Here is a 24,441-nt window from a genome sequence, read left to right as displayed (position 1 = left end):
TTTTTCAGGCTGCGTTTCATTATTACAGTGATTACAACACCGATTTCACCGCATCAATAACCGCTTCAGTCGTCATACCAAATTCTTTGAACAACAAATCAGCAGGTGCAGATTCGCCAAAGCGATTGATACCCACAACCGCGCCATTCAAGCCAACGTATTTATACCAACCGTCAGACACACCAGCTTCCACAGCCACTTTCGGCAAATCCGCAGGCAACACGCTCGCTTTATACGCCGCGTCTTGTTTATCAAATACATTTGTTGAAGGCATAGAAACCACGTTCACATTTACGCCTTGTTCCGCCAACGCTTTTTGCGCGTTTAATGCCAATTCCACTTCCGAACCTGTGGCGATAATCACGGCTTTTGCGTTGTCTTTCGCAGAAATCACATAGCCGCCACGTTTCACATTCGCCAACTGTTCCGCGTTGCGTGGCACATACGGCAAATTCTGACGGCTGAAAATCAGGCAGCTTGGGTGGTCTTTCGCTTTTGCTGCTTCCGCCCACGCAATCAGGCTTTCTGCCGTGTCGCAAGGACGCCAAACCGCCATATTCGGAATCATACGCAAAGTCGCGGTTTGCTCAACAGGTTGGTGGGTTGGGCCATCTTCGCCCAAACCAATGCTGTCGTGCGTGAACACGAAAATCGGGTTAATTTTCATCAACGCCGCCATACGCAAAGCATTACGCGCGTATTCGCTAAACATCAAGAATGTCGCGCCAAACGGTTTCACGCCGCCGTGCAACGCCATACCATTCATGATTGCCGCCATACCAAATTCGCGCACGCCATAATGAACGTAATTGCCGCCTTGTTGCGGTTTCACGGAAACGCTGTTAGACCAATCAGTCAAATTAGACGGGGTCAAATCCGCCGAACCGCCCACAAATTCAGGCAGCACTTTTGCCAAAATTTCAATGCTGTTTTGGCTGGCTTTACGTGTGGCGATTTTTTCCGCTTTTTCGCTGATTTCGGTCAATGCAGCCTGCACATGAGCGTCAAAGTTTTCAGGCAGCGTTCCATTGATACGGCGGGTAAATTCGGCTGCTTTTTCAGGGAATTTGGCTTGATATTGCGCGAATAACTCGTTCCACGCTCTTTCCAATTTCGCGCCTTTTTCTTTTGCGTCCCAAGCGGCGTACACGTCGGCTGGCACTTCAAACGGTGCGTATTCCCAACCCAAATGGGCGCGAGTGGCGGCGATTTCGTCTGCGCCCAATGGTGCGCCGTGTGTTTTGTGGCTGCCTTCTTTGTTGGCTGCGCCTTTGCCAATTAAGGTTTTGCAGCAAATAATGGTCGGTTTCGCGGTTTCGGCTTGGGCTGCCTGAATGGCTGTGCGGATGGCTTCGGGATTGTGTCCGTCCACATCGCGAATCGCTTGCCAGCCGTAGCTTTCAAAACGCGCTGGGATATTTTCGGTAAACCAGCCATCTACTTTGCCGTCAATGGAAATATTATTATCATCATACAAAACAATCAGTTTGCCCAAACCCAATGTGCCAGCCAATGATGCCGCTTCGTGCGATACGCCTTCCATTAAGCAGCCGTCACCCAAGAAAACGTAGGTGTGGTGATTGACGATGTCCAAACCGTCTTGGTTAAATTCTTTTGCTAACAAGCGTTCTGCCAATGCCATGCCGACTGCATTCGCAATGCCTTGACCGAGTGGACCTGTTGTGGTTTCCACGCCGTCCGCGTAGCCGTATTCGGGGTGTCCTGCGGTTTTGCTGTGCAGTTGGCGGAAATTTTTCAAATCGTCAGCCGACAAATTGTAGCCGCTCAAATGCAACACGCTGTAAAGCAAGGCTGATGCGTGTCCGTTTGACAAAACAAAGCGGTCGCGGTTGGGAAATTTGGGATTGGCTGGATTGTGTTGCAAAAATTCGCGCCACAAAACGTCTGCCATGTCTGCCATGCCCATTGGCGCACCAGGGTGTCCAGAGTTGGCTTGTTGAACCATGTCCATTGACAGGAAGCGGATAGCGTTGGCGGTTTTGGTTGCCATAATTTGTCCTTTGCGTTGAGTGATTAAAAAGTGTGTCATGATTTCAGGCTGCCTGATTTGCTATTGTTTTTTGTTTTAAACCAATGAATACCGTCTCTTAACAGCAAAATGATTATTGCTAAAACAATAGCAAAAGTGGCAATCATCAATCCTTTTAATGTCGGAAACATGGCATGGATACAATAAATAGTAAAAATCCCCTGTGTTAGCCAATGATTCCAACATTGTTTGAACCAGCGTGTGAACCTATTCATAACTGCACCTACTTAAATAGGAAAGAAATTTGATTATGGCAGCTTTACAATCTGTTTACAATGCTTTTCAGGCTGCATTTTGAAATGATAGAAAATACTTTTTGGATAACTTTAAAAAGACAATAACGCAATTATTTTAAAAAAAATGTATCCTGAAATAATTTTTAATGCTGTATTTTTTATTTTTTGAAATAAAGTTGTTTTGCAGGTTAGGACATCAAATAGCCCAAAATCCCCGAAGACACCACAGCAACCAACACAGTCGGCAACATAGAAAACCGCGATGCCATAAATAAAGTGAGCGCGAGCGAAATCAATTCGTGCGGTTTGTCGGAAACGAAATGCGGCGCAATCACGGCGATTAACACGCAGGCAGGCGCGGAATCGCAGCCTGAAAACCGTGCCACATTCCGCGAATCAGCACCAAAAACACGGCTGGAAACGTCATGCTAAAGCCGAATTTAGGCACGTCGCCCAACATCGGGCCAATCAGCGAGCCGATAAAACCGCACGACACCCAAAACACCCACAAGGTCAGCGCACTCCCCAAATAATAAGGATAACTAAACGGCGGCAAACCTTCCTGTTCGCGCTTTTTCGCATCAGCAATGCCCATCGCCCAGCTTTCATCAACCATCACAAACAGTGCAGGCAACACCTTGCGCAACGGCATTTCACGCAAATACGGCACAAACGCCGCGCCCATTAAAATATGGCGGCTGTTAATCATCGCCGTCATCGCGATAATCATCACAATAGGTAAGAGCGACGCCCACAAACCCACGGCGGCAAATTCTGAACTGCCAGCGAAGTTCAGTCCCATCATCATGCATGTTTCCAAAACGCTCATGCCTTTTTGACCTGCTTGTGCGCCTAAAATTATAATTAATTAAAATAAAAATAGGACCAGTAACACATCTGTGAAATTATCATAACTAGGCAAAATTGAACGCATATATTTCTTAATATTTGCCCATGTTTTTTCTATTGGATTTCATTCAGGCGAATAAGGTGCAAGCGGGAGCAACTAAACATCTCAGCCATTTCATAGAGATAAGCATCAGGATTTTGTTCAATATATTGTTTGAGTGCTTGCGTATCCAATTTAGTGGCATTTTGCCCTTTGAGACTTGATGTTTCAGGCTACCTGTTTGTTCTTCTAATCTAATCCAAAGGTAAAGCGTATTTCTTGAGATACCATAGGTTTTGGCAGCTTTACTTGCATTGCTATATTGCTTGTAACAAGTTAATGCTTTTTCTCGTAAATCAATTAAATATGCCATTTTATGACCTTAAAGATAAAATTAGAATTGTACTATTTTATTTTGAATTTACCATAAACCGAAAGGGACAATACCCGTCATAATAGGCAGCGATGCTTTGATGCTGCGTTGAAATTTTGATTTTGTTTGAGTGTTCATTTGTCTGTTTACTGATTTGAAAGATTGGAGTTTTTTTTCAGGCTGCGATATTTAAACGCAGCCTGAAAATTATTTTGCATAATCTCGTTTTCCAAAAATCGCGCTGCCTACGCGCACCATAGTTGCGCCGCATTCAATCGCGATTGCCATATCCGAGCTCATGCCCATAGACAACGTGTCCGCTTGTGGCGCAACGGTTTGCAATTCCGCCAACAAGTCTTGCATTTGGCTGAACTGACGGCGTAATTTGGTTTCATCTGCGTCTGCTTGCGCCACGCACATCAAGCCGCGCAAATTGAGTTTTGGCAACGCGACAATGATTCGCGCCAATGGCAGCAATTCTTCGGGTGCGATGCCGTGTTTGGCGGCTTCGTTGGCGATGTTGATTTCAATCAATACTTGCAAATCGGGCAGATTGTCGGGGCGTTGTTCGCTTAATCGTTGGGCTAATTTAGTACGGTCTAATGTGTGTAGCCAATGGGCGTGTTCGGCAACGGGGCGGCTTTTGTTGGATTGGACGTGTCCGATAATGTGCCATTGGATTTCAGGGCAGTCGGCGAGGGTTTGGGTTTTGTTGTGCCATTCTTGAATATAGTTTTCGCCGAAATCGCGCTGTCCGTGTTGATAGAGTGTGCGAATGTCGTCCGCAGGGAAAGTTTTGCTGACGGCGATGAGTTGCACGCTGCCTGAAACGCGGTGGGCGGTGGCTTCGGCGGTGCGGATTTGGGCGAGAACGTGTTGGCGGTTAGTTTCTAGGGGCATGGTTATCCTTTTATTTTTTCAGGCTGCATTTGTATTACTTCTTTAAAACGCAGCCTGAAAATAGATTTTTTAGCGAAATTAAAATGCTTATCGTAGGTCGGGCTGACAGCCCGACATTTCCGTTAAATTTAAAAAGATTTGTCGGGCGAGTCTGCCCGACCTACACGATTTTGCAAAAAATCATTTCAAGAATAGTTGATAAGCCGCATTCTGAGTCTGCTCTTCAAACGCATAACCCAGTCCGTCCAAAAACGCTGCAAATGCGGCGTTATCAGCTTGTGGCACGTCAATTCCAACCAACACACGCCCGTAATCTGCGCCGTGGTTGCGATAGTGGAACAGCGTAATATTCCAGTCGCTTTGCATATTATTCAGGAACTTAGCCAAGGCTTTGGGGCGTTCTGGGAACTCAAAACTAATCAGGCGTTCGTTTTGCACTTTGGGCGAGCGTCCGCCAACCATGTAGCGCAAATGCACTTTTGCCATTTCATCGTTGCTCAAATCAATGTTGGGCAACTGCGCGGCATCTAAATTGGCGCGAATGGTGGCGGTGTCGGCTGCGCCTGCGGTTTGCAAGCCCACAAAAATGTGCGCGACATCATCATCGCCGTAGCGGTAGTTAAACTCGGTGATGTTGCGTTCTGCCATGATGTTGATGAAGTTGCGGAAGCTGCCTGCGCGTTCAGGAATGGACACGGCGAAAATGGCTTCGTTGTTTTCGCCCAATTCGCTGCGTTCGGAAACGTGGCGCAGGCGGTGGAAGTTCATGTTTGCGCCCGATGTAACGGCGATTAGGGTTTCTTCGCGCAAGTTGTTTTTGGCAACGTAGGTTTTCAGCCCAGCTAACGCGAGTGCGCCTGACGGTTCGCAAATGCTGCGTGTGTCGTCAAAAATGTCTTTGAGTGCGCCGCAAACTGCGTCTGTATCCACGGTGATGATGTCGTCCAATAAATCGCGGCACAGGCGGAAGGTTTCTTCGCTCACTAATTTCACGGCTGTTCCGTCTGCGAATAAGCCCACGTCTTTGAGTTCCACTCGTTTTCCTGCGGCAATGGACACTTTCATGGCGCAACTGTCGTTGGTTTGCACGCCAATCACTTTAATTTCGGGGCGGACGAGTTTGATAAATGCGGCAACGCCTGCTGCCATGCCGCCGCCGCCAATGGGTACGAAAATGGCGTGAATGGGTTTGGCGTGTTGGCGGACGATTTCCATGCCGATTGTGCCTTGTCCTGCAATCACGTCTGGGTCATCAAATGGGGGAATGTAGGTTAAACCGCTTTCGGCGACGAGTTTCATGGCGTGGTCGTAGGCATCGTTATATGAAACGCCTGCTAACACAACATTGCCGCCGCGTGCTTTGACAGCATCAACTTTGATTTGCGGCGTGGTTTCGGGCATCACAATGGTGGCTTGGCAACCGAGTTTTTGCGCGGACATTGCGACACCTTGGGCGTGGTTGCCTGCGCTGGCGGTAATCACGCCTTTTTTCAAAAGTTCTTCGGGCAGTTTTGCCATTTTGTTGTACGCGCCGCGAATTTTGAAGGAAAACACGGGTTGTAAGTCTTCGCGTTTGAGATAGATTTTGTTGTTCAGGCGGCGAGAGAGATTGGCGGCGGTGTCCAGTGGGGTTTCAATGGCGACATCGTAAACTGATGAAGTGAGAATGCGTGTGAGGTAATCGTGGTATTCGGGGAATTTTTGGGTATTCATGGCGGTTGATAAAGTTTACAAAGAAAGGTGTAACTTTAAACCTTAGACTGCGTCAGTGCAAACGTTTAACTGACGAAACTTTACAAAATGCAGCCTGAAAGTATGTTTTACGATTTCTCAGGCTGCGATTATCCGCAAACCGTGCATTTATGCGTATAATTGCGCGTTTTTACGCATTGATAAAATGCAGCCTGAAAAATGTTTTTTCGGGTTTACGAAGTTTTAAATTAACGAGTTTTTATAATGAAAAAATTAATTTCCATTTTTACTTTGGTGGCTTTGTTGAGCGGTCAGAGCATGGTTTGGGCAGCACCTGCGTCTGCGCCAGCTAAAAAAGATGACAAAACAGCCACTAAAACAGCTTCTGCGCCTATGGTCGCCAAAAATACCAATAAATTGCCTGAAATTGCAGCAACTGCTTATTTGGTAATGGATTTGCAAAGTAAACAAGTGATTGCGTCTAAAAATCCAGAGCAACAAATTGAACCTGCTTCGCTGACTAAATTGATGACAGCTTATTTGACGTTCAAGGCGTTGGAAGAGGGCAAACTAAAACCAAAACAAATGCTCACGGTTTCAGAACGCGGCTGGAAAATGGAAGGTTCGCGTATGTTCTTGGCAGTGGGCAAACCTGCCAGCGTGAGCGATTTGGTAAAAGGCTTGATTGTGCAATCGGGCAATGATGCAGCGGTTACGTTGGCAGAAGCGATTGGCGGCAGTGAGCAAGGTTTTGCGGTGTTGATGAACGCGGAAGCGAAACGCTTGGGTATGAACCACACGCATTTTGAGAATTCAACGGGTTTGCCTGGTAAAACACATTTAACCACGGTAACGGATTTGGCAACTTTGTCTGCGGCTATTATTCGTGATTATCCGCAGTATTACCCGATTTACTCGATTAAATCATTCTCGTATAACAATATTACACAGCAAAACCGCAATTTACTGTTGTTTCGCGACCCAAATGTGGACGGCTTGAAAACAGGTCATACTAATAGCGCAGGTTACAACTTGATTGCTTCTAGCAAACGCAACGGTCGCCGAGTGTTGAGCGTGGTGGTGGGTACGGCAAGCTCTGAAACACGTGCGACTGAAAGCAGTAAATTGTTGAACTATGCTTTGAATAGCTTTAACACCCAAAAGATTTACGCTTCAGGTCAAGTCATCAAAAAAGTGCGCGTGTATAAAGGCGCAGTAAGTGAAGCGGAAATTGGCTTTTTGAAAGACGCGTTTGTAACTGTTCCGCAAGGTCAGGGTGAGCAAATCCAAACGGTTTTGGAAACGCAACAACCGATTTTGGCTCCTGTGAAAGCAGGGCAGCAGCTAGGTGTCTTAAAAGTGATGGACGGCGATAATGTGATTGCTGAACAGCCTGTTGTGGCACTGAAAGCAGTTGAGGAAGCGGGTTTCTTTGGTCGGATTTGGGACGGGATTGCGCTGTGGTTTAAAGCGATTTTCTCTGATGATACTTCTAAAGCAGCCTGAAAATTAACTCAAGCGTTCAAATTTCTATAAATGGGAAATTTGAACGCTTTTTCTTTGTAATCTCCTACTACAAAGGAATTAGTTTTTTATCTGTCTTCTGAATTAATGTTACAAATTCGCTTAATTAAATACAAAGCATTATTCACGCCTATCCTCCTGAATACTTATTTTGAGGAATAACAGGCGTATAATGGAAAAATAAATAAATCTTAAAAACCACTATCAAAAATCTTAACATTTCAGGTAGCCTGAAAAAATAGTGAATTGAATTCAAAGCAAAACAAAGCACATATAGAGTATGTAGTAATATTACATAAAACTGGCGAAAGTCTCCCTTTGAAGTTAATTCGCTACAACCTTGTCAAGAATAAAAGGAACACATCATGAACGTAACCAGACGGCAGTTCTTCAAGGTAACTGCTGCAGGTGCTGGCGCGACTACGCTCGCCGCCGTTGGTATGATGCCAACCGCTGCATTTGCAGAAGTTCGTCAATATAAACTCTCTCGCGCTTCAGAAGCCCGCAACAACTGCACCTACTGCTCAGTTGGCTGCGGTACCTTGCTTTACAGCATGGGCGACGGCGCAAAAAATGCCAAACGCAAAATTTTCCACATCGAAGGCGACCCAGACCACCCAGTTTCGCGTGGTTCGTTGTGTCCAAAAGGCGCGTCTTCGATTGATTTTGTGAACAGTCCAAACCGTGTGCAGTATCCAGAAGTGCGTGAGCCAAATTCCAACGAGTGGAAACGCATTTCTTGGGACGAAGCGTTGGACCGTATCGCTCGCCATATTAAAGATGAACGCGATGCGTCTTTCCAAGAGAAAAACGCAGCTGGTGTTACCGTAAACCGTACGGAAACGCTGGGTATGTTGGCGGCTTCGGCATCGTCAAATGAAACGGGGATTTTGACCGTGAAATTTGCGCGTGCCTTGGGGATTGTTGCGCTGGATACGCAAGCGCGTGTGTGTCATGGCCCTACCGTGGCAGGTCTCGCGCCGAGCTTTGGTCGTGGCGCGATGACTAACTCTTTTGTTGATATTCAAAACGCCGATTTCATTATGGTGATGGGCGGTAATGCTGCCGAAGCGCACCCTGTTGGTTTCAAATGGGTGATTGAATCGAAAAAGCGCAAAGGCACAAAATTATTTGTGGTAGACCCACGTTTCAACCGTACTGCCGCGGTGGCGGATTTTTACGCGCCGATTCGCGCAGGTTCTGATATTGCCTTTTTGGGCGCACTGATTAATTGGTTAATTGAAAACGATAAAATCCAATGGGATTATGTGAAAAATTATACCAATGCATCTTTCATTGTTCACAAAGATTTTGATTTTAACGAAGGCTTGTTCTCTGGCGCAGTAGGGCAGCCTGAAAGCAATAAACACGCTGGTTTTTACGACCAATCAAGCTGGTTCTACGAGCTGGACGAAAAAGGTTTTGCAAAAACCGACCCAACGTTGAAAGACCCACGTTGCGTGTTCCAAATGATGAAAAAACATTATTCACGCTACACGCTGGATATGATGACCACCATTTGCGGCACGTCAAAAGAAGATTTCTTGAAAGTGGCAGAAGCGTGGGGCGAAACGTCTGCGCCTGATAAAGCAGGTACAGTGCTGTACGCATTGGGCTGGACGCAACACACTTACGGCGCACAAATTATCCGTACCATGGCAATGGTTCAACTGTTGCTGGGTAATATGGGTATGGCTGGTGGCGGCATTAACGCCTTGCGCGGACACTCCAATATTCAAGGTTTGACGGATTTGGGTCTGATGACGACCGCGTTACCAGGCTACATTCCGTTGCCAAACGATAAAGCACACCCAACGCTGCAAGATTATTTAGACAAATTGACTCCTAAAGCCTTGCAACCTAATCAGTTGAATTACTGGAAAAATACACCAGCATTCATGGTAAGTTTGCTCAAATGGTTCTACGGCGATTACGCAACTAAAGAAAATCAATTTGCCTACGATATGCTGCCGAAATACGAAAAAATGTATGACGTGATGCAAATCACAGAAGACATGTATCAAGGCAAAATGAAAGGCTTGCTGGTTCAAGGCTTTAACGCGCAAGGTTCATTCCCTGATGCGCATCGTGTAACCGAAGCGTTTTCAAAATTGAAATTTATGGTCGTAATGGACCCATTGAAAACAGAAACCGCGTCTTTCTGGGAAAAACACGGCGAAGCGCACGATATTGACCCAAGCAAAATCGCCACAGAAGTTTTCAGGCTGCCTACTCCTTGCTTTGCAGAAGAAGAAGGCTCGATTGTGAACTCTTCTCGTTGGTTGCAATGGCACCACCCAGGGGCAGATCCACAAGGTGAATCATTGCCTGACTTGGATATTTTGGGTGAATTGTATCAACGCATCAAAGCGTTATACGAAAAAGAAGGCGGTAAATGCCCAGAGCCAATTACCAAACTGGCTTGGAATTACAAAGACCCGAAAGCACCAAAACCAGCAGAGATGGCAAAAGAGTCAAATGGTTACGCATTAGCTGATTTGACTGATGAAGAAGGCAATATCGTTCGCAGAAAAGGCGAATTGTTAAGCGGCTTCTCACAATTACGCGATGACGGCACAACATCTTGTGCTTGCTGGGTATTCTCAGGCTCGTGGACAGAAGCGGGCAACCAAATGGACAGACGCGACAACACTGACACAGGTTTGGGCAATACGCCAAAATGGGCATTTGCATGGCCTGCCAACCGCCGCATTCTGTATAACCGCGCATCTTGCGACCCAAGCGGCAAACCGTGGGATAAAAACCGCGTGTTGGTGGAATGGAACGGTAAAAAATGGGTGGGGGCAGACGTTGCCGACTTCAAAGCGGACGAAGCTCCAAATAGCGGTATGAATCCATTTATTATGAATGAAGAAGGCGTGGCACGTTTATTCTGCCAACGCAAAATGGTCGATGGTCCATTCCCAGAACACTACGAGCCTTTGGAATCGCCAATCGGCACGAACCCATTGCACCCGAAAGTGGTTCGCACACCAGCTTTGCGCTTGTTTGACAGCGTGAAAGACCGCGTGGGTACACATGAAGAATTCCCTTATGTGGCAACCACTTACCGCTTGACCGAACATTTCCAATTCTGGACGAAATCTGTGAAATTGTTGATGATTGGGCAGCCTGAACAATTCTGCGAAATCAGCGAAGAATTGGCAAAAGAAAAAGGCATTCAAAAAGGCGATTGGGTAAAAATCAGCAGCAAACGTGCTTGGGTAAAAGTCCGCGCTGTGGTTACTAAACGCGTGAAACCTTTGACAATCAACGGCAAAACCGTTCATCAAATCGGTATTCCGTTGCATGGTGGTTGGGAAAATGTATCTGGGCAACAGCAGTTTTTAGTGAATTCGCTGACACCGTTTGTGGGCGACTGCAATACGCAAACACCAGAATACAAAGCCTTTTTAGTAAATATTGAGAAAGCATAAGGAGCGGAAAAATGGCATTACAATCATTAGACATCAAACGCCGCTCTGCAACGGCAGAAGTTACGCCAGCCCCAAGTGTGCGTAAACCGATTGAAATTGCAAAATTGATTGACGTGAGTAGCTGTATTGGCTGCAAAGCGTGTCAAATGGCGTGTTCTGAATGGAACGACATTCGCGATGAAATCGGCACAAATCACGGCGTTTACGACAATCCGATTGATTTAACGTCAAAATCGTGGACAGTGATGCGTTTTGCGGAACACGAAGAAAATGGCAAATTGGAATGGTTAATCCGTAAAGACGGCTGTATGCACTGCGCCGACCCAGGCTGCCTGAAAGCGTGTCCGTCCCCAGGTGCGATTATTCAGTATGAAAACGGGATTGTTGATTTCCACCAAGAAAATTGTATTGGTTGCGGCTATTGCATTGCAGGCTGCCCATTCAATATTCCGCGCATGGATAAGAAAGAAAACAAAGTGTATAAATGCACAATGTGTTCAGACCGTGTAGCGGTGGGACAAGAACCTGCTTGCGTGAAAACGTGTCCGACTGGTGCAATTCAATTTGGTAGCAAAGAAGACATGAAGCAAGTCGCTGCTGAACGTATTAAAGATTTGAATGCGCGTGGTTATGAAAATGCAGGTTTGTACGACCCTGAAGGCGTGGGTGGCACGCATGTGATGTATGTGTTGCACCACGCAGACCGTCCAAATTTGTATAAAGGGCTGCCTGTCAATCCACACATCAGCACTACCGTGAAATTGTGGAAAGGTTTGCTCAAACCATTGGCAACATTTGGTATCACAGCCGCAGCCGCAGGCGGTTGGTTGCACTACTTAACTGTTGGTCCAAACAAAGCCGAAGAAGAAAGCGCAGAAGTCATTGGCAAAGATGGCAACATCTTATCTCGTGAGGAGGATGCATAATGAAAGAACGTTTAATTCAACGCTATAAAGCGGCAGAACGAATTAACCACTGGATTGTAGCAGGCTGTTTTCTCCTGCTTGCCATTTCAGGTTTAGCGTTTTTGTTCCCACCGTTTTTCTGGATGACAGGCATTTTCGGCACGCCACAACTGGCGCGTATGGTTCACCCATTCATCGGCTTAATCATGTTTGTCGGGTTTTTCTGCCAATTCCTGCGCTATTGGCATCACAACTTCCTCGATAAAGAAGACATAGTCTGGATGAAAGGCATCACAAAAGTCGTGATGAACCACGAAGTCGGCGACGTTGGCAAATACAACGCAGGTCAAAAAGGCATGTTCTGGCTGATGAGCACTTGCATGATTGTTCTGCTTGTTTCAGGCTTGATTGCATGGCGACAATTCTTTTCCGACTTGTTCCCGATTTGGGCAATTCGCTTAGCCTTGCTTGCCCACTCGTGTGCAGCGATTGCCTTGATTGTCGGCATTATCACGCATGTTTACGCAGCGATTTGGATTCGTGGCACAATTCGCGCCATGGTTGAAGGTGTCGTAACCCAAACTTGGGCGAAAAAACACCACCCACGCTGGTATCGTGAAGTGATGGAAAAAGCCAACGGCGGTAACTCAGCCGAACCACAGAACGACAAATAGTGTTCGCAAACAAAGGCAGTCTGAACGGCTGCCTTTTCTTTTATAAACTTTCAGGCAGCCTGAAAAACAAACTATGAACCCAACACACCCACAAACCATTCATCGCTACCATTCAGGCAGCCTGAAAACCCAGCAAGACACATTAGCAGAAGAAATCCCCGTTGCACTTGTATATAATGGTATATCGCACGTCGTGTTAATGGCAACGCCGCAAAACCTAGAAGAACTCGCACTCGGATTCAGCCTAAGCGAAGGCATACTCACACACCCCAGCCAACTTTACGACTGCGTGATAGAACCCAGTTGCCAAGGCATATCCGTGCAACTAGAAATCGCGTCCGCCCGATTTGCGCTGCTCAAAGAACGCCGCCGCAGCATGGCAGGGCGCACAGGTTGCGGCTTATGCGGCATAGACAGCCTAGCTGCCATCGCCCCAAATCTCAGCAGCGTAACACGCCAGCACAAAATCCAAGGCGACCACATCACGCAAGCCCTGCGCACCTTGCCACAATACCAACAACTGCGCGAACAAACAGGTTCACTGCACGGCGCAGCATGGGTTGAACAAGGCAATATTCAGGCTGCATTTGAAGACGTAGGGCGACACAACGCGCTGGATAAACTGCTCGGTTATCTCGCGAAAAAACAAATTGATACGCAAAACGGCTTTATCATCGTATCTAGTCGCGCCAGCTACGAAATGGTTGCCAAAACCGCCGCGATGGGTATCGGTTGCCTAGTTGCCGTGTCCGCCGCAACTGCATTAGCCGTGCGCGTGGCAGAGCAAGCCAATGTAACGCTGATTGGTTTTGCCAAACCGCAGCAATTTATCGTTTATTCGCATGAAGAATTTGTAGAATAATCGCAGCCTGAAAAATAAAAGGAACAACCATGGACATCCAAACCCCCGAACAAATCAAAAACAACCCCTTTTTTTACAAACCCTTTTTCATTCCACCAAAAAACAATATTTTCGCCGACCGCGCCATTCGCTTTGACGAACTCGCCGCCGAAGAAAAAACCAGTTGGCGCGAATATCTCGCCCTGTTAGCAGAACTCAGCCGCGCACAAAACACCGCCTTAAACGCCGTGTTACCCGAAACCACGCTGCCTGAAAATGCTGGCGCGACCAAGTTACCCGAAAGCAACGGCGACACCATTCCCCCCTTATTTTTCAAATGCTTGCAAATCATCACACGCAAATTGCAAGGCAAAGTAAACGACACTGTTCAGGCTGCGTTAAACACATTAGTTGAACAAAAACAAGCCGATGTGGAAGGCATCGCCAAACGCGTTTTGCGCGAAGAGGTGCCTGATTCCGAACAGGTTTACCACATTTGGGTACACGCCGCCTTGCAATGCGCTTGGACAGCGTGGGCAAGCCAATTAACAGACGATGACGTGCCAAGCGTGGAAGAACGCAGCGTTTGCCCATGTTGCGGCGGCGAAGCGGTGGCAAGTGTGGTGCTGAACGGCGGCGATTGGCACGGTTTGCGCTATTTGCATTGCGCCGTTTGCAACAGCCGTTGGAATGCGTTACGCGCCAAATGCACATTCTGCGGCGACCAATCGGCGATTGAATTTCATCAAATTGAAGGCGCAGATTCGGGCGTGTTGCACGGTGCGCGTGGCGAAAGTTGCGGCAAATGTGGGCATTATCGCAAGCTGTTGTTGTTGGAAAATCAGCAATATGCCGACCCAATCGCAGACGATTTGGCGAGCTTAGCAGTGGATATTTTGCTGGGTAGTGAGAACATTCAGCGCGGTGGGCATAATCCGTTTTTGTTGGCGGAATAGGTTTCACAAGGTAGAATTTAACAATTGCAGCCTGAAAGGATAAAAAATGACTGACTGTATTTTCTGTAAAATTATTGATAAACAAATTCCGTCTTCTGTGGTGTATGAAGATGATGAAATGTTTTGTTTTAAAGACATCAACCCAGCCGCGCCTGTGCATTTGTTGCTCGTGCCAAAAGTGCATTTTGACTCGTTGGCTCACGCGCAGCCTGAACATGAAACTTTGTTGGGCAAGATGATGTTGAAAGTGCCACAAATCGCGGCGGAAAGAGGTTTAACCAATGGCTTTAAAACGCTGATTAACACTGGCAAAGGCGGTGGTCAGGAAGTGTTCCACTTGCATATTCATATCATGGGTACGCCTGCTTAATGTTTTATTTTTCAGGCTGCAAACTATTCGCAGCCTGAAAAATTGTAGGTTGGTGCATTTATGCCCGACACTTCGGTTAATTAACGCAGCCTGAAAATCGCTGAGTTACAGGTTTTGCAAGAAATTCAATATTTTCAGGCTGCGTGAGAGAGTGTGTCGGATATCAAGTATCCGACCTACATCGCAGCCTGAAAAGTTTTTTTGAAAGGAATTTAAAATGGGTTTGACATCAATTTGGCATTGGCTGATTGTTTTGGTAATTGTGGTGCTGGTGTTTGGCACGAAAAAATTAGGCAATGTCGGCAAAGATTTAGGTACTGCGGTACACGATTTCAAAGAAGGTTTGGAAAAAGGTACGCAGCCTGAAAACGCAGCGAAAAAAGAAGATGTGATTGAACATCAAAACGATAAGCAAGTGTAATCATGTTTGATTTGAGCTTTGGCGAGATGATGGTGGCTGGCGCGGTGGCTTTGGTGGTGCTAGGTCCTGAACGCTTGCCTGTAGTCGCACGAAAAACAGGCGAATGGGTGGGCAAAATCCAGCGCATGGCTGCTAACGTGAAAAGCGAATTGGCGGCGCAAGCAGAAGCGGCAAACTTGAATCAGGTAAAAGCGGAATTGGAACAGGCAGCAACGGATATTCAGCAAGACTTGCGCTCTTTTGCCAACCAGGTGGAAAACGAAGCGCGTGAAGTGGCGGAGCAATCCAAACCAGCATGGGAACGTTTGCCTGAACAAAAAACGCCTGCGGATTTTGGCATTGAAACAGACGACCAAGGTTTCCCGATTATCCCTGTTTCAGGCAGCCTGAAAAACGCTGAACCTGTTTGGCAAACGAAATCTTTGCATAAACAGGCGATGACGCGCAAACGGGATATGCGTCCGCGCCATCGGGTTGCGCCGAAATTGAGGAGCAAAAAATGACTTTACCTGATGAAAACGCGCAGCCGTTGATTGAGCATTTGCTGGAATTGCGCCGCCGTTTGGTGTGGATTTTGTTGGGGATTGCGCTGTGTTTTGTGGCGATTGTGCCATTTGCGCAGCAGCTTTATGCGTTTGTGGCAAAACCGTTGATGATGGTGCTGCCTGCCAACACAAGCATGATTGCAACTGATGTGGTTGCGCCGTTTTTTGTGCCGATTAAGGTGGCGTTGATGGCGGCGTTTTTGGTGTCGTTGCCGCATTCGTTGTATCAAGTTTGGGCGTTTGTTGCGCCTGCGTTATACCAAAACGAAAAGCGTTTGATTGCGCCGTTGATTTTGTCTAGCGTGATGTTGTTTGCGGTGGGCATGGCGTTTTGCTACTTTTTGGTATTTCCGTTGGTGTTCAAATTTTTCGCTGGCATGACGCCGCTTGGCGTGAGCATGGCAACCGATATTGATAAATATTTGTCGTTTGTGCTGGGCATGTTTGTGGCGTTTGGCGTAACGTTTGAAATCCCTGTGATTGTGGTTTTGCTGTATCGCATGGGCGTGATTTCGTTTGCGCAATTGACGGCAGCGCGTCCTTATGTGATAGTAGCTTCCTTTGTGATTGCGGCTGTGGTTACGCCGCCTGATGTTTTGTCGCAAGTGATGTTGGCTGTGCCGATGTTGCTGCTTTATGAAGCTGGATTGTTGGTGTGCCGAATGGTTCGCCCACGCAATTCAACAGAATAAATGCAGCCTGAAAAGTTTTCAGGCTGCGTTCTAAAGAAATTAAAGCCATGGAAACGTATTTACTCAGGAATCATCTGCAATACCCATTCTATTAAACGCTCTTGTTATCAGGGGCGTAAAACCCCTATGCGTGTCGCGTAGGGGTTTTGTGTTTTCAGACTGCTTTTTTATTGCAATGGAGTGTCGGCGGCTCACCGACACTTTTAAAAATAACCAATTCGTTATTATCAAAAAGTTTGTCAGCGAGCTGCCAACGCTCCATTTGGTATTATTGACTGTCAAGCAGCCTGAAACATATCATTTATTCACAAAACAAACCTTTCAGGCTGCCTGAAAAGAAGTACAACAAACGCAGCCTGAAAAAAACACAGGAGAACAAAATGCAAGCCATCTTAAACGCCGACATTCTCACGCCCATGGTTGCCTATATGCGCGTGGCAGGCACACACAAAATTATTTTGGAAAGTATCCCACGCGAAAAAGAAAACGCACGGTTTTCTATTATCGCGTACAACCCCGTTTACGAAGTGAAATTCGCCAACGGACAACTCACCATAAACGGCGACCCCGTTGAAGCCGACCCATTAGACTATCTCAACCAGCTCACTGTCAAAAATTGCCCGACCGATTTACCCTTTTCGGGCGGCGCAATCGGCTTTGTCGGCTACGACATGATAGGTTTATACGAAGACATCGGCACAATTCCAGCCGATACCATCGGCACGCCCGATATGCACTTTTTCGTTTACGAATCCTATCTAATTTTTGACCACAAAAAAGAAAAAGTGTTTGTGGTAGAAGACAATTTATACAGTCAACGCAGCGAAGCCGACATGCAAACCGCGTTAGACACCACATTACGCAGCCTGAAAACCCAAGCCGAAAACGAATTTAAACCGCAAGAATTGCACGCGCTCAACTTCAAATCACACGTAGAACAAAGCCATTTTGAAGACATGGTTGCCCAAGCCCAAAAACTGATACGCGAAGGCGATATGTTCCAATGCGTGTTAAGCCAACGTTTTTCTAGCGAATTTGTCGGCGAACCGTTGGATTATTACCGCAATTTGCGCGTAACCAATCCGTCCAACTATCTCTATTTCTACGATTTCGGCGACTACCAAATCATCGGCGCAAGCCCAGAAAGTCTCGTTTCGCTGAAAGACGGCATAGTTATTACCAACCCAATCGCAGGCACACGCCCACGCGGCAAAGACGAAACCGAAGACAAACACAACGCAACCGAGTTGGCAAACAACACCAAAGAAACCGCCGAACACCGTATGCTAGTAGATTTAGGGCGCAACGACATCGGCAAAATCGCCGAAGTTGGCAGCGTACGCGTCAGCAAATACATGGAAGTGGAATACTTCCGCTATGTGATGCACTTGACCAGCGTGGTAAAAGGCAAATTGCTGCCGCAACTCACAGGCATGGACGCGCTCAAATCCACATTGCCAGCAGGCACGGTTTCAGGTGCACCCAAAATCCGCGCCATGAAACGCATTTACGAACTGGAGCAAGAAAAACGTGGCATTTATTCAGGTGCGATTGGCTATTTGTCCGCCAGTGGCGACATGGATTTTGCGATTACCATTCGCACCATGGTGTTGAAAAACGGCAGAGCGTATGTGCAAGCAGGTGCAGGCATTGTGTACGACAGCGTCCCAGCCAGCGAATACCAAGAAACCGTAAACAAAGCCAAAGCCATGACCAAAATAGGAGAAGCATTATGATTTTGCTCGTTGATAACTACGATTCGTTCACCTACAACTTGGCGCAATATTTAGGCACGTTCACCGAAGTGCGCGTGTTGCGAAACGATGACGAACAGCTTTATGCCGCCGCCGAACAAGCAGACGGTTTGGTGTTTTCGCCAGGCCCAGGTTGGCCAGCAGACGCGGGCAAAATGGAAGCCATGATTCGTGATTTTGCAGGCAAAAAGCCGATTTTGGGCATTTGCTTGGGGCATCAAGCGATTGCCGAAACATTCGGCGGCAAATTGGGTTTGGCGAAAAACGTCATGCACGGCAAACAAAGCGATATGCGTTTGGAAACCCCGTCCCCCATTTTTGCTGACGTGCCTGTGGTTGTGCCGATTATGCGTTATCACTCGATTGTGATTAGCGAAATGCCTGCGCATTTTGACGTAACCGCCACCACCACAGACGACCATGAAATCATGGCAATCCAACACAAAACCTTGCCAATCTACGGTTTGCAATATCACCCCGAAAGCATTGGCACGCCAGACGGCATGAAAATGATTGAAAACTTTGTGAAAGTGGTGCAACGATGACACAAGCCTTTTTACCGAAAATTTTATTGCAAAAAGAAGCCGAAGTCGCCCAAATGAAAATGGAAAATTTGGGCAGCCTGCGCGAAACCTATTCATTTTACGAACACCTGAAAACGCACGCCAATCAGTTGCAAATCATCGCCGAAGTGAAAAAAGCCAGTCCCAGCTTGGGCAACATCAATTTAGATGTGGACATTGTCGCGCAAGCCAAAGATTACGAAGCCAACGGTGCGGCGATGATTTCCGTTTTAACAGACGAAGTGTTTTTTAAAGGACATTTGGATTACCTGCGCGAGATTTCCGCGCAAGTGAAAATCCCCACGCTCGCCAAAGATTTCATCATTGATGAAAAACAAATTGTGCGTTCACGCAATGCAGGCGCGACTGTGATTTTGCTGATTGTTGCCGCGCTGCCTGAAAACCGTTTGAAAGAATTGTTTGAATACGCCAAAGCCTTGGGTTTGGAAGTGTTGATGGAAACACACAGCCCCGAAGAATTGGCGATTGCGCACCGCGTTGGCGCGAAGATTATTGGCGTGAATAACCGCAATTTGGTTACTTTTGAAACCGATATTCAAACCAGCCTGAAAATGGCGCATTTCTTTCAGCCAGACACGGTTTACATTTCCGAATCCGCGATTTTCACAGGGCAAGACGCAGCATGGATTGTCCCATATTTCAACGGAATTTTAGTCGGCACAGCATTGATGAAAGCCGATGACGTGGCGGCGAAAATAAAGGAATTGCAAATTGACAAAAGTTAAGATTTGCGGCTTGAAAACAGCAGAAGCGGTTCAGGCTGCGGTATCGGCTGGCGCGGACTATATTGGCTTTGTGTTTGCGCCGAGCAAGCGGCAAATCAGTTTTCAGGCTGCGTGTGAATTGGGCAAACTCATCCCCGATTCTGTGCAAAAAGTGGGTGTGTTTGTATCGCCCACGCAGCCTGAAATCTTGCAAGCGATTCAGGCTGCGAATTTGGATTTGGTGCAAATTCACGGCGATTTTGATGAACGTTTGTTGGCGAATTTGCCTGTGCCGAGCATTCGCGCGATTCGGGTTTCACAAGATTTGGCGGCGGTAAACAGCGCGGCAGATTTTGTGCTGTTTGATGCGCCTGTGGCTGGCAGCGGCAAGACGTTTGACTGGCAAAAATTGGATACGACTGCTTTCAGGCTGCCTTTTTTCATCGCTGGCGGTTTAACGGCAGATAATGTGCAAGACGCGATTGCGCGGTTTCAACCGTATGCGGTGGACGTTTCCAGCAGCGTGGAAACCGATGGCGTGAAAGATGTCGCTAAAATTCAAGCATTTATAGAAAAGGTAAAAAATGGAATATAAACAACCGAATGAAAATGGTTTTTTTGGTCGTTTTGGGGGGCGTTTTATCCCTGAAACTTTGATGACGGCTGTGCTGGAATTGGACGCGGCTTATCGTGAAGCCAAAGCTGACCCCAGTTTTCAGGCTGCGTTAGATGATTTGCTGAAAAACTATGTGGGTCGTGAAACACCGTTGTATCACGCCAAACAGTTGAGCGCGGAATTGGGCGGCGCGGAAATTTATCTGAAACGCGAAGACTTAAATCACACGGGTGCACACAAAATCAACAATGCGTTGGGTCAAGTTTTGCTGGCGAAACGCATGGGCAAAAACAAAATTATTGCGGAAACAGGTGCAGGTCAGCACGGCGTAGCAACGGCAACCGCTGCCGCGTTGTTTAACATGGAATGCACGATTTACATGGGCGAAGAAGACGTGAAACGCCAAGCCTTAAATGTGTTTCGCATGGAATTGTTGGGCGCGAAAGTGCAAGCGGTTACAGACGGTTCGCGCGTGTTGAAAGACGCGGTGAACGCGGCATTGCGCTCGTGGGTGGCGAATATTGACGACACGCATTACATCATGGGTTCGGCTTTGGGTCCTGCGCCGTTTCCAGAAATGGTACGCGATTTCCAAAGCGTGATTGGCAACGAAGCGAAACGCCAATTTGCAGAAATGAACAACGGTGCGCTGCCAGACGCGGTTTTGGCGTGTATCGGCGGCGGCTCGAATGCGATTGGCTTGTTCTATCCATTTGTAGAAGACGAAAGCGTGGCGATGTATGGCGTGGAAGCGGCTGGTTTGGGCTTGGATACGGACAAACACGCGGCAACGTTTGCCAAAGGTCGCCCTGGTGTGCTGCATGGTGCGCTGATGAATGTACTGCAAGACGAAGCAGGACAAATCTTGGAAGCGTTCTCGATTTCCGCAGGTTTGGATTACCCTGGTATTGGCCCAGAGCATTGTTATTTCAACGAAATCAAACGCGCGAATTATGTGAGCGTAACCGATGAAGAAGCGTTGGAAGGGTTCAAATTGTTGTCGCGCGTGGAAGGGATTATCCCTGCACTGGAATCTAGCCATGCTATTGCGTATTTGCCTACGTTGGCAAAAGAGTTGGGCAAAGGCAAATCGATTGTCGTGTGCTTATCGGGTCGCGGCGATAAAGACGTGGTTCAAGTGAAAGCGCGTTTGGAAGGGGAAGGGGCATAATCATGAAAACATTAACGCAACATTTGCAAGCGATTAAAGACAGCAAAAAAGGCATTTTTGTGCCATACATTATGGCTGGCGACCATGCCAACGGCTTGGACGGTTTGGGCGACACGCTGGCATTTTTGAGCGAAAACGGGGCGTCAGCGATTGAAGTCGGCATTCCGTTTTCAGACCCTGTGGCAGACGGTCCTGTGATTGAAGAAGCAGGTTTACGCAGCCTGAAAAACGGCACAACTTTGGCGGCGATTGTGGCGAAATTGCAAACGATTTCGCTGAATACGCCTTTGATTGTGATGACGTATTTCAATCCTGTTTTTCAGTATGGCGTGGAAAAATTTGTGCAAGATTTGGCGAATACGTCTGTGAAAGGGCTGATTATTCCCGATTTGCCACACGAGCATGAAGATATGGTGAAACCGTTTTTGCAAGAAACGGACATTGCACTTGTGCCATTGGTTAGCCTGACAACAGGGGTGGAACGCCAGCAAAAATTGATTACGGACGCGGAAGGGTTTATTTACGCGGTGGCGATTAACGGGGTAACGGGCAAAATGGGCAGTTACCGCGAGGATTTGGATAAGCATTTGGTGCGATTGCATGAAATGGCGAAAATTCCTGTTTTGACAGGGTTTGGCGTTTCTACGCTGGACGATGTAGCGCGATTTAATGCGGTGTCTGATGGCGTGATTGTTGGCTCGAAAATTGTGCGCGATTTGCACGAGGGTAGGGCGGATGATGTGGCGCAGTTGGTGAAACAGGGCAGCCAGTATCAGAAACAGCAACAGCAAGCTGGGTTCTTTAAACGGTTGTTGAAGTCGTTGATGGGTGGCTGATAGAACGCAGCCTGTCTGGAGTGTCGGCGGCTCGCCGACATGAAATAGATAAAATTTTAAAAAAAGTGATTTTTCCATATAGCTGATGTCGGCGAGCCGCCGACGCTCCATTTCTGCCACACTCAAAAAAACAGGAATAAATCCTGTCTCTACCAAATAATCGCAGCCTGAAAAACGCTATTGTTTTTCAGGCTGCGATTACGTTTTCAGGCTGCATTATTCGTTTAATAAGCCATTTTGCAAAATCAGCATATTCGTATCAATCACACGCTTAGCGGTCGCCGATAAATCAAAACGCTCAGGCTCGCTAATCCACATGATAATCAAGCCAACCAAGCTACTCTCTAAATATAATGCCGCCGCTTCAATATCCGTTTGCACAGGCAGCTTACCTTGTTGCACACTCAATTTCATCGCGCGAATAATCTGCGCGCGACTGCTGGCATGATAACGCAGCACCAATTCCGTAATCGTTTGATTGGTTTCTGTGCGTTCGCATTTCAAATTCATCACGCTGCAAAATTTGCGTTGCTGCTCGTCTTGGGATAATACGCGCAAAAGCTCGTGCAAACTGTGGCGCAAATGCGTCCACGCGTCTTCCGTTTCGTCCAGTACATCATCATTCAATAATGATACAAAAATAGCGTGTTTTTGTTCAAACAACGCTGCAAATAAGTCTTCTTTGTTCTTGAAATGCCAATACAATGCGCCGCGTGTAACACCTGCTTCTTGGGCAATTTCGTTGAGTGAGGCACGGGTAACGCCTACGCGATAGAAAACTTCTAACGCAGCGTTGAGTAAGTGTTGGCGAGTTTGCTCGGCTTCGGCTTTGGTTTTTCTCATGGCTTGAATAAAAAAATATTTATAATTATGGGTTTAAAAACATTCAGAAATGAATGTATAATAACTACTTTTCGTTTTATTGAATAGAAGGCAGCCTGAAATATTTTTTCAGGCTGCCTGAAATAACATAAAAGTTTTAACCCCCAGTCAATTTAGGAAGACATAATGAAGACTCATCAATACTGGCGCGTAACTGCTTTGGCAGTGGCAACATCGCTTGCGTTGGCTGCTTGTGGTGGCAAAGACGCGGCTGCTGGCGAGCAAAAACAAGCGGCAGCAGCAGGTCAGCAACGTCCTGCCCCAACGGTGGGCGTGGTAACTATGCCGCAGCCTGAAAACGTGCAAATTGAAATGGATTTGCCTGGTCGTTTGGAAGCGGTTCGCTCTGCGCCAATCGTGCCACAAGTAACAGGCATCGTGAAACGCCGTTTGTTCGCTGAAGGCTCGTTTGTGAAAGCAGGTCAGCCAATGTATCAATTGGACGACTCAACTTACGCGGCTAATTTGGAAAGTGCGCGTGCCAACTTGTTGAGCGCACAAGCGTCTTACGCGAAAGCCAGTGCTGATGTGGAACGCTATCGCCCATTGGTGGAAGCGGACGCGATTAGTGAACAAGAATGGGACGCTGCGGTAACAGCGCAACGCTCGGCTCAAGCGCAAATTAAATCGGCTGAAGCGGCAATTCGTGCAGCGCAAGTAAACGTGAATCACGCGCATATTGTTGCGCCGATTTCGGGTATTGTGGGTCAGTCTTTGGTAACGGAAGGTGCGTTGGTAACGGCAAACAGTACGCAAATGGCAACCATCAATCAAACCAATCCGTTGTATATCAACATTCAACAATCTGCGAGCGAATGGCAAAAATTGCGCCAACAATTGGCAAGTGGTCAGCGTAAGTTGAGCAATGCTTTGGAAGTGAGCGTGATGTTGGATGATGGTTCTGAATACGAACACAAAGGTCACTTGTTGTTTATTGACCCTACGGTTGACCAAAAAACGGGTCAAATCACAATCCGCGCAGAAGTGCCAAACCCTGATTTTGCTTTGATGACTGGTTTGTACGCGCGTGTTCGTTTGCCTTTAACCACAATTGAAAATGCATTTGTTGTGCCGCAACAAGCGGTTACTCGCGGTAAAGCAGACACTGTTATGGTGGTAAACGCTAAAGGCGGCATGGAACCACGCATTGTGAAAATCGCTGGTGAAAAAGGCACAAACTGGGTGATTAACGGTGGTTTGCAACCTGGTGACAAAGTGATTGTGGAAGGTTTGATGATTGCTGCGATGTCTGGTTCGCCAGTGGTTCAAGCGAAAGAATGGCAACCTGGTAGCGAAAACGCACAAGCGCAAGCTCCTGCGGCTTCTGCTCCTGCTGAAACAGTATCTGTGCCTGTTCAGGCTGCATCTTCTGCTTCTGCAGCACAATAA

The 24,441-nt window shown here is 47.1% G+C and carries 21 protein-coding genes and 3 pseudogenes; 17 read left to right on the top strand and 7 right to left on the bottom strand.

Going from position 1 to position 24,441, the window contains the following annotated elements; translation table 11 throughout:
• Positions 1–31: 31 nt before the first annotated feature.
• The 6 genes and pseudogenes from tkt to ilvA all read right to left on the bottom strand — a co-directional run bounded on the left by tkt (position 32) and on the right by ilvA (position 6,161).
• Positions 32–2,011, bottom strand: coding sequence for a transketolase (tkt, locus tag QEO93_RS03405; protein ID WP_032136803.1), 1,980 nt, complete (start codon positions 2,009–2,011; stop codon positions 32–34).
• A 463-nt stretch (positions 2,012–2,474) separates the two neighbouring features.
• Positions 2,475–2,651, bottom strand: a pseudogene (locus tag QEO93_RS03400) (AzlD domain-containing protein); the annotation flags it as partial.
• Positions 2,639–3,148, bottom strand: a pseudogene (locus QEO93_RS03395) (AzlC family ABC transporter permease); the annotation flags it as partial. The pseudogenes QEO93_RS03395 and QEO93_RS03400, both read right to left, overlap by 13 nt.
• Before the next feature lie 137 nt (positions 3,149–3,285).
• Positions 3,286–3,548: pseudogene (locus QEO93_RS03390) on the bottom strand (IS630 transposase-related protein); the annotation flags it as partial.
• Positions 3,549–3,755: 207 nt separating this feature from the next.
• The gene (locus tag QEO93_RS03385; RefSeq protein ID WP_032136711.1) at positions 3,756–4,448 is read right to left on the bottom strand and encodes a YggS family pyridoxal phosphate-dependent enzyme; all 693 of its coding nucleotides are present in this window, start codon (positions 4,446–4,448) and stop codon (positions 3,756–3,758) included.
• A 180-nt stretch (positions 4,449–4,628) separates the two neighbouring features.
• Positions 4,629–6,161, bottom strand: coding sequence for a threonine ammonia-lyase, biosynthetic (gene ilvA, locus QEO93_RS03380; protein WP_032136710.1), 1,533 nt, complete (start codon positions 6,159–6,161; stop codon positions 4,629–4,631).
• Between the two features lie 243 nt (positions 6,162–6,404).
• Here ilvA and QEO93_RS03375 point away from each other — a divergent pair, with 243 nt between their 5' ends.
• From QEO93_RS03375 to trpA, 16 genes are all read left to right on the top strand, one after another.
• Complete coding sequence (locus QEO93_RS03375; RefSeq protein WP_032136709.1) at positions 6,405–7,646, top strand: D-alanyl-D-alanine carboxypeptidase family protein; 1,242 nt, start codon at positions 6,405–6,407, stop codon at positions 7,644–7,646.
• A 383-nt stretch (positions 7,647–8,029) separates the two neighbouring features.
• Positions 8,030–11,101: a formate dehydrogenase-N subunit alpha gene (gene fdnG, locus QEO93_RS03370; RefSeq protein WP_081906859.1), complete on the top strand. Its 3,072-nt coding sequence runs from the start codon at positions 8,030–8,032 to the stop codon at positions 11,099–11,101.
• A gap of 11 nt (positions 11,102–11,112) precedes the next feature.
• Positions 11,113–12,027 (top strand): formate dehydrogenase subunit beta, encoded by a 915-nt coding sequence (gene fdxH, locus QEO93_RS03365; protein WP_032136708.1) that lies wholly within the window; start codon positions 11,113–11,115, stop codon positions 12,025–12,027.
• On the top strand, positions 12,027–12,680 hold the full coding sequence (locus tag QEO93_RS03360; RefSeq protein ID WP_179184659.1) for a formate dehydrogenase subunit gamma: 654 nt from the start codon (positions 12,027–12,029) through the stop codon (positions 12,678–12,680). The genes fdxH and QEO93_RS03360 overlap by 1 nt, the downstream gene beginning before the upstream one ends.
• A gap of 73 nt (positions 12,681–12,753) precedes the next feature.
• Positions 12,754–13,542 carry a formate dehydrogenase accessory sulfurtransferase FdhD gene (gene fdhD / locus QEO93_RS03355; RefSeq protein ID WP_032136706.1) on the top strand — a complete coding sequence of 263 codons (789 nt, stop codon included), beginning with the start codon at positions 12,754–12,756 and terminating at the stop codon, positions 13,540–13,542.
• 29 nt (positions 13,543–13,571) lie between these two features.
• Positions 13,572–14,477: a formate dehydrogenase accessory protein FdhE gene (locus tag QEO93_RS03350; protein WP_032136705.1), complete on the top strand. Its 906-nt coding sequence runs from the start codon at positions 13,572–13,574 to the stop codon at positions 14,475–14,477.
• Between the two features lie 46 nt (positions 14,478–14,523).
• Positions 14,524–14,847 (top strand): histidine triad nucleotide-binding protein, encoded by a 324-nt coding sequence (locus QEO93_RS03345; RefSeq protein ID WP_032136704.1) that lies wholly within the window; start codon positions 14,524–14,526, stop codon positions 14,845–14,847.
• Positions 14,848–15,064: 217 nt separating this feature from the next.
• Positions 15,065–15,268 (top strand): Sec-independent protein translocase subunit TatA, encoded by a 204-nt coding sequence (tatA, locus tag QEO93_RS03340; RefSeq protein ID WP_032136703.1) that lies wholly within the window; start codon positions 15,065–15,067, stop codon positions 15,266–15,268.
• A 2-nt stretch (positions 15,269–15,270) separates the two neighbouring features.
• Complete coding sequence (gene tatB / locus QEO93_RS03335) at positions 15,271–15,771, top strand: Sec-independent protein translocase protein TatB (protein ID WP_032136702.1); 501 nt, start codon at positions 15,271–15,273, stop codon at positions 15,769–15,771.
• Positions 15,768–16,505, top strand: coding sequence for a twin-arginine translocase subunit TatC (gene tatC, locus QEO93_RS03330; protein ID WP_032136701.1), 738 nt, complete (start codon positions 15,768–15,770; stop codon positions 16,503–16,505). The genes tatB and tatC overlap by 4 nt, the downstream gene beginning before the upstream one ends.
• 380 nt (positions 16,506–16,885) lie before the next feature.
• A complete protein-coding gene (trpE, locus tag QEO93_RS03325) occupies positions 16,886–18,241 on the top strand; it encodes an anthranilate synthase component I (RefSeq protein ID WP_032136700.1) in 1,356 nt (451 codons plus the stop codon).
• Positions 18,238–18,804: an aminodeoxychorismate/anthranilate synthase component II gene (locus tag QEO93_RS03320; RefSeq protein WP_085815552.1), complete on the top strand. Its 567-nt coding sequence runs from the start codon at positions 18,238–18,240 to the stop codon at positions 18,802–18,804. The genes trpE and QEO93_RS03320 overlap by 4 nt, the downstream gene beginning before the upstream one ends.
• A complete protein-coding gene (trpC, locus tag QEO93_RS03315) occupies positions 18,801–19,568 on the top strand; it encodes an indole-3-glycerol phosphate synthase TrpC (RefSeq protein WP_032136698.1) in 768 nt (255 codons plus the stop codon). The genes QEO93_RS03320 and trpC overlap by 4 nt, the downstream gene beginning before the upstream one ends.
• The gene (locus QEO93_RS03310; RefSeq protein ID WP_085815551.1) at positions 19,555–20,142 is read left to right on the top strand and encodes a phosphoribosylanthranilate isomerase; all 588 of its coding nucleotides are present in this window, start codon (positions 19,555–19,557) and stop codon (positions 20,140–20,142) included. The genes trpC and QEO93_RS03310 overlap by 14 nt, the downstream gene beginning before the upstream one ends.
• Positions 20,132–21,334: a tryptophan synthase subunit beta gene (trpB, locus tag QEO93_RS03305; RefSeq protein WP_085815550.1), complete on the top strand. Its 1,203-nt coding sequence runs from the start codon at positions 20,132–20,134 to the stop codon at positions 21,332–21,334. The genes QEO93_RS03310 and trpB overlap by 11 nt, the downstream gene beginning before the upstream one ends.
• Before the next feature lie 2 nt (positions 21,335–21,336).
• Positions 21,337–22,170, top strand: a complete 834-nt coding sequence (trpA, locus tag QEO93_RS03300) for a tryptophan synthase subunit alpha (protein ID WP_209434846.1) — start codon at positions 21,337–21,339, stop codon at positions 22,168–22,170.
• A gap of 216 nt (positions 22,171–22,386) precedes the next feature.
• Here trpA and mtrR read toward each other — a convergent pair whose 3' ends face one another.
• Positions 22,387–23,013, bottom strand: coding sequence for a multidrug efflux system transcriptional repressor MtrR (gene mtrR / locus QEO93_RS03295; RefSeq protein ID WP_032136695.1), 627 nt, complete (start codon positions 23,011–23,013; stop codon positions 22,387–22,389).
• 165 nt (positions 23,014–23,178) lie between these two features.
• Between mtrR and QEO93_RS03290 the strand changes: the two genes are divergently transcribed.
• Entirely contained in the window at positions 23,179–24,441 is a 1,263-nt protein-coding gene (locus QEO93_RS03290) for an efflux RND transporter periplasmic adaptor subunit (RefSeq protein ID WP_032136694.1), read from the top strand.

It is taken from the genome of Kingella negevensis, from assembly GCF_030177895.1.
Lineage (GTDB): Bacteria > Pseudomonadota > Gammaproteobacteria > Burkholderiales > Neisseriaceae > Kingella_C > Kingella_C negevensis.
The sequence above is the reverse complement of the archived record's forward strand: the minus strand, read 5'-3'. Positions and strand labels throughout refer to the sequence as shown.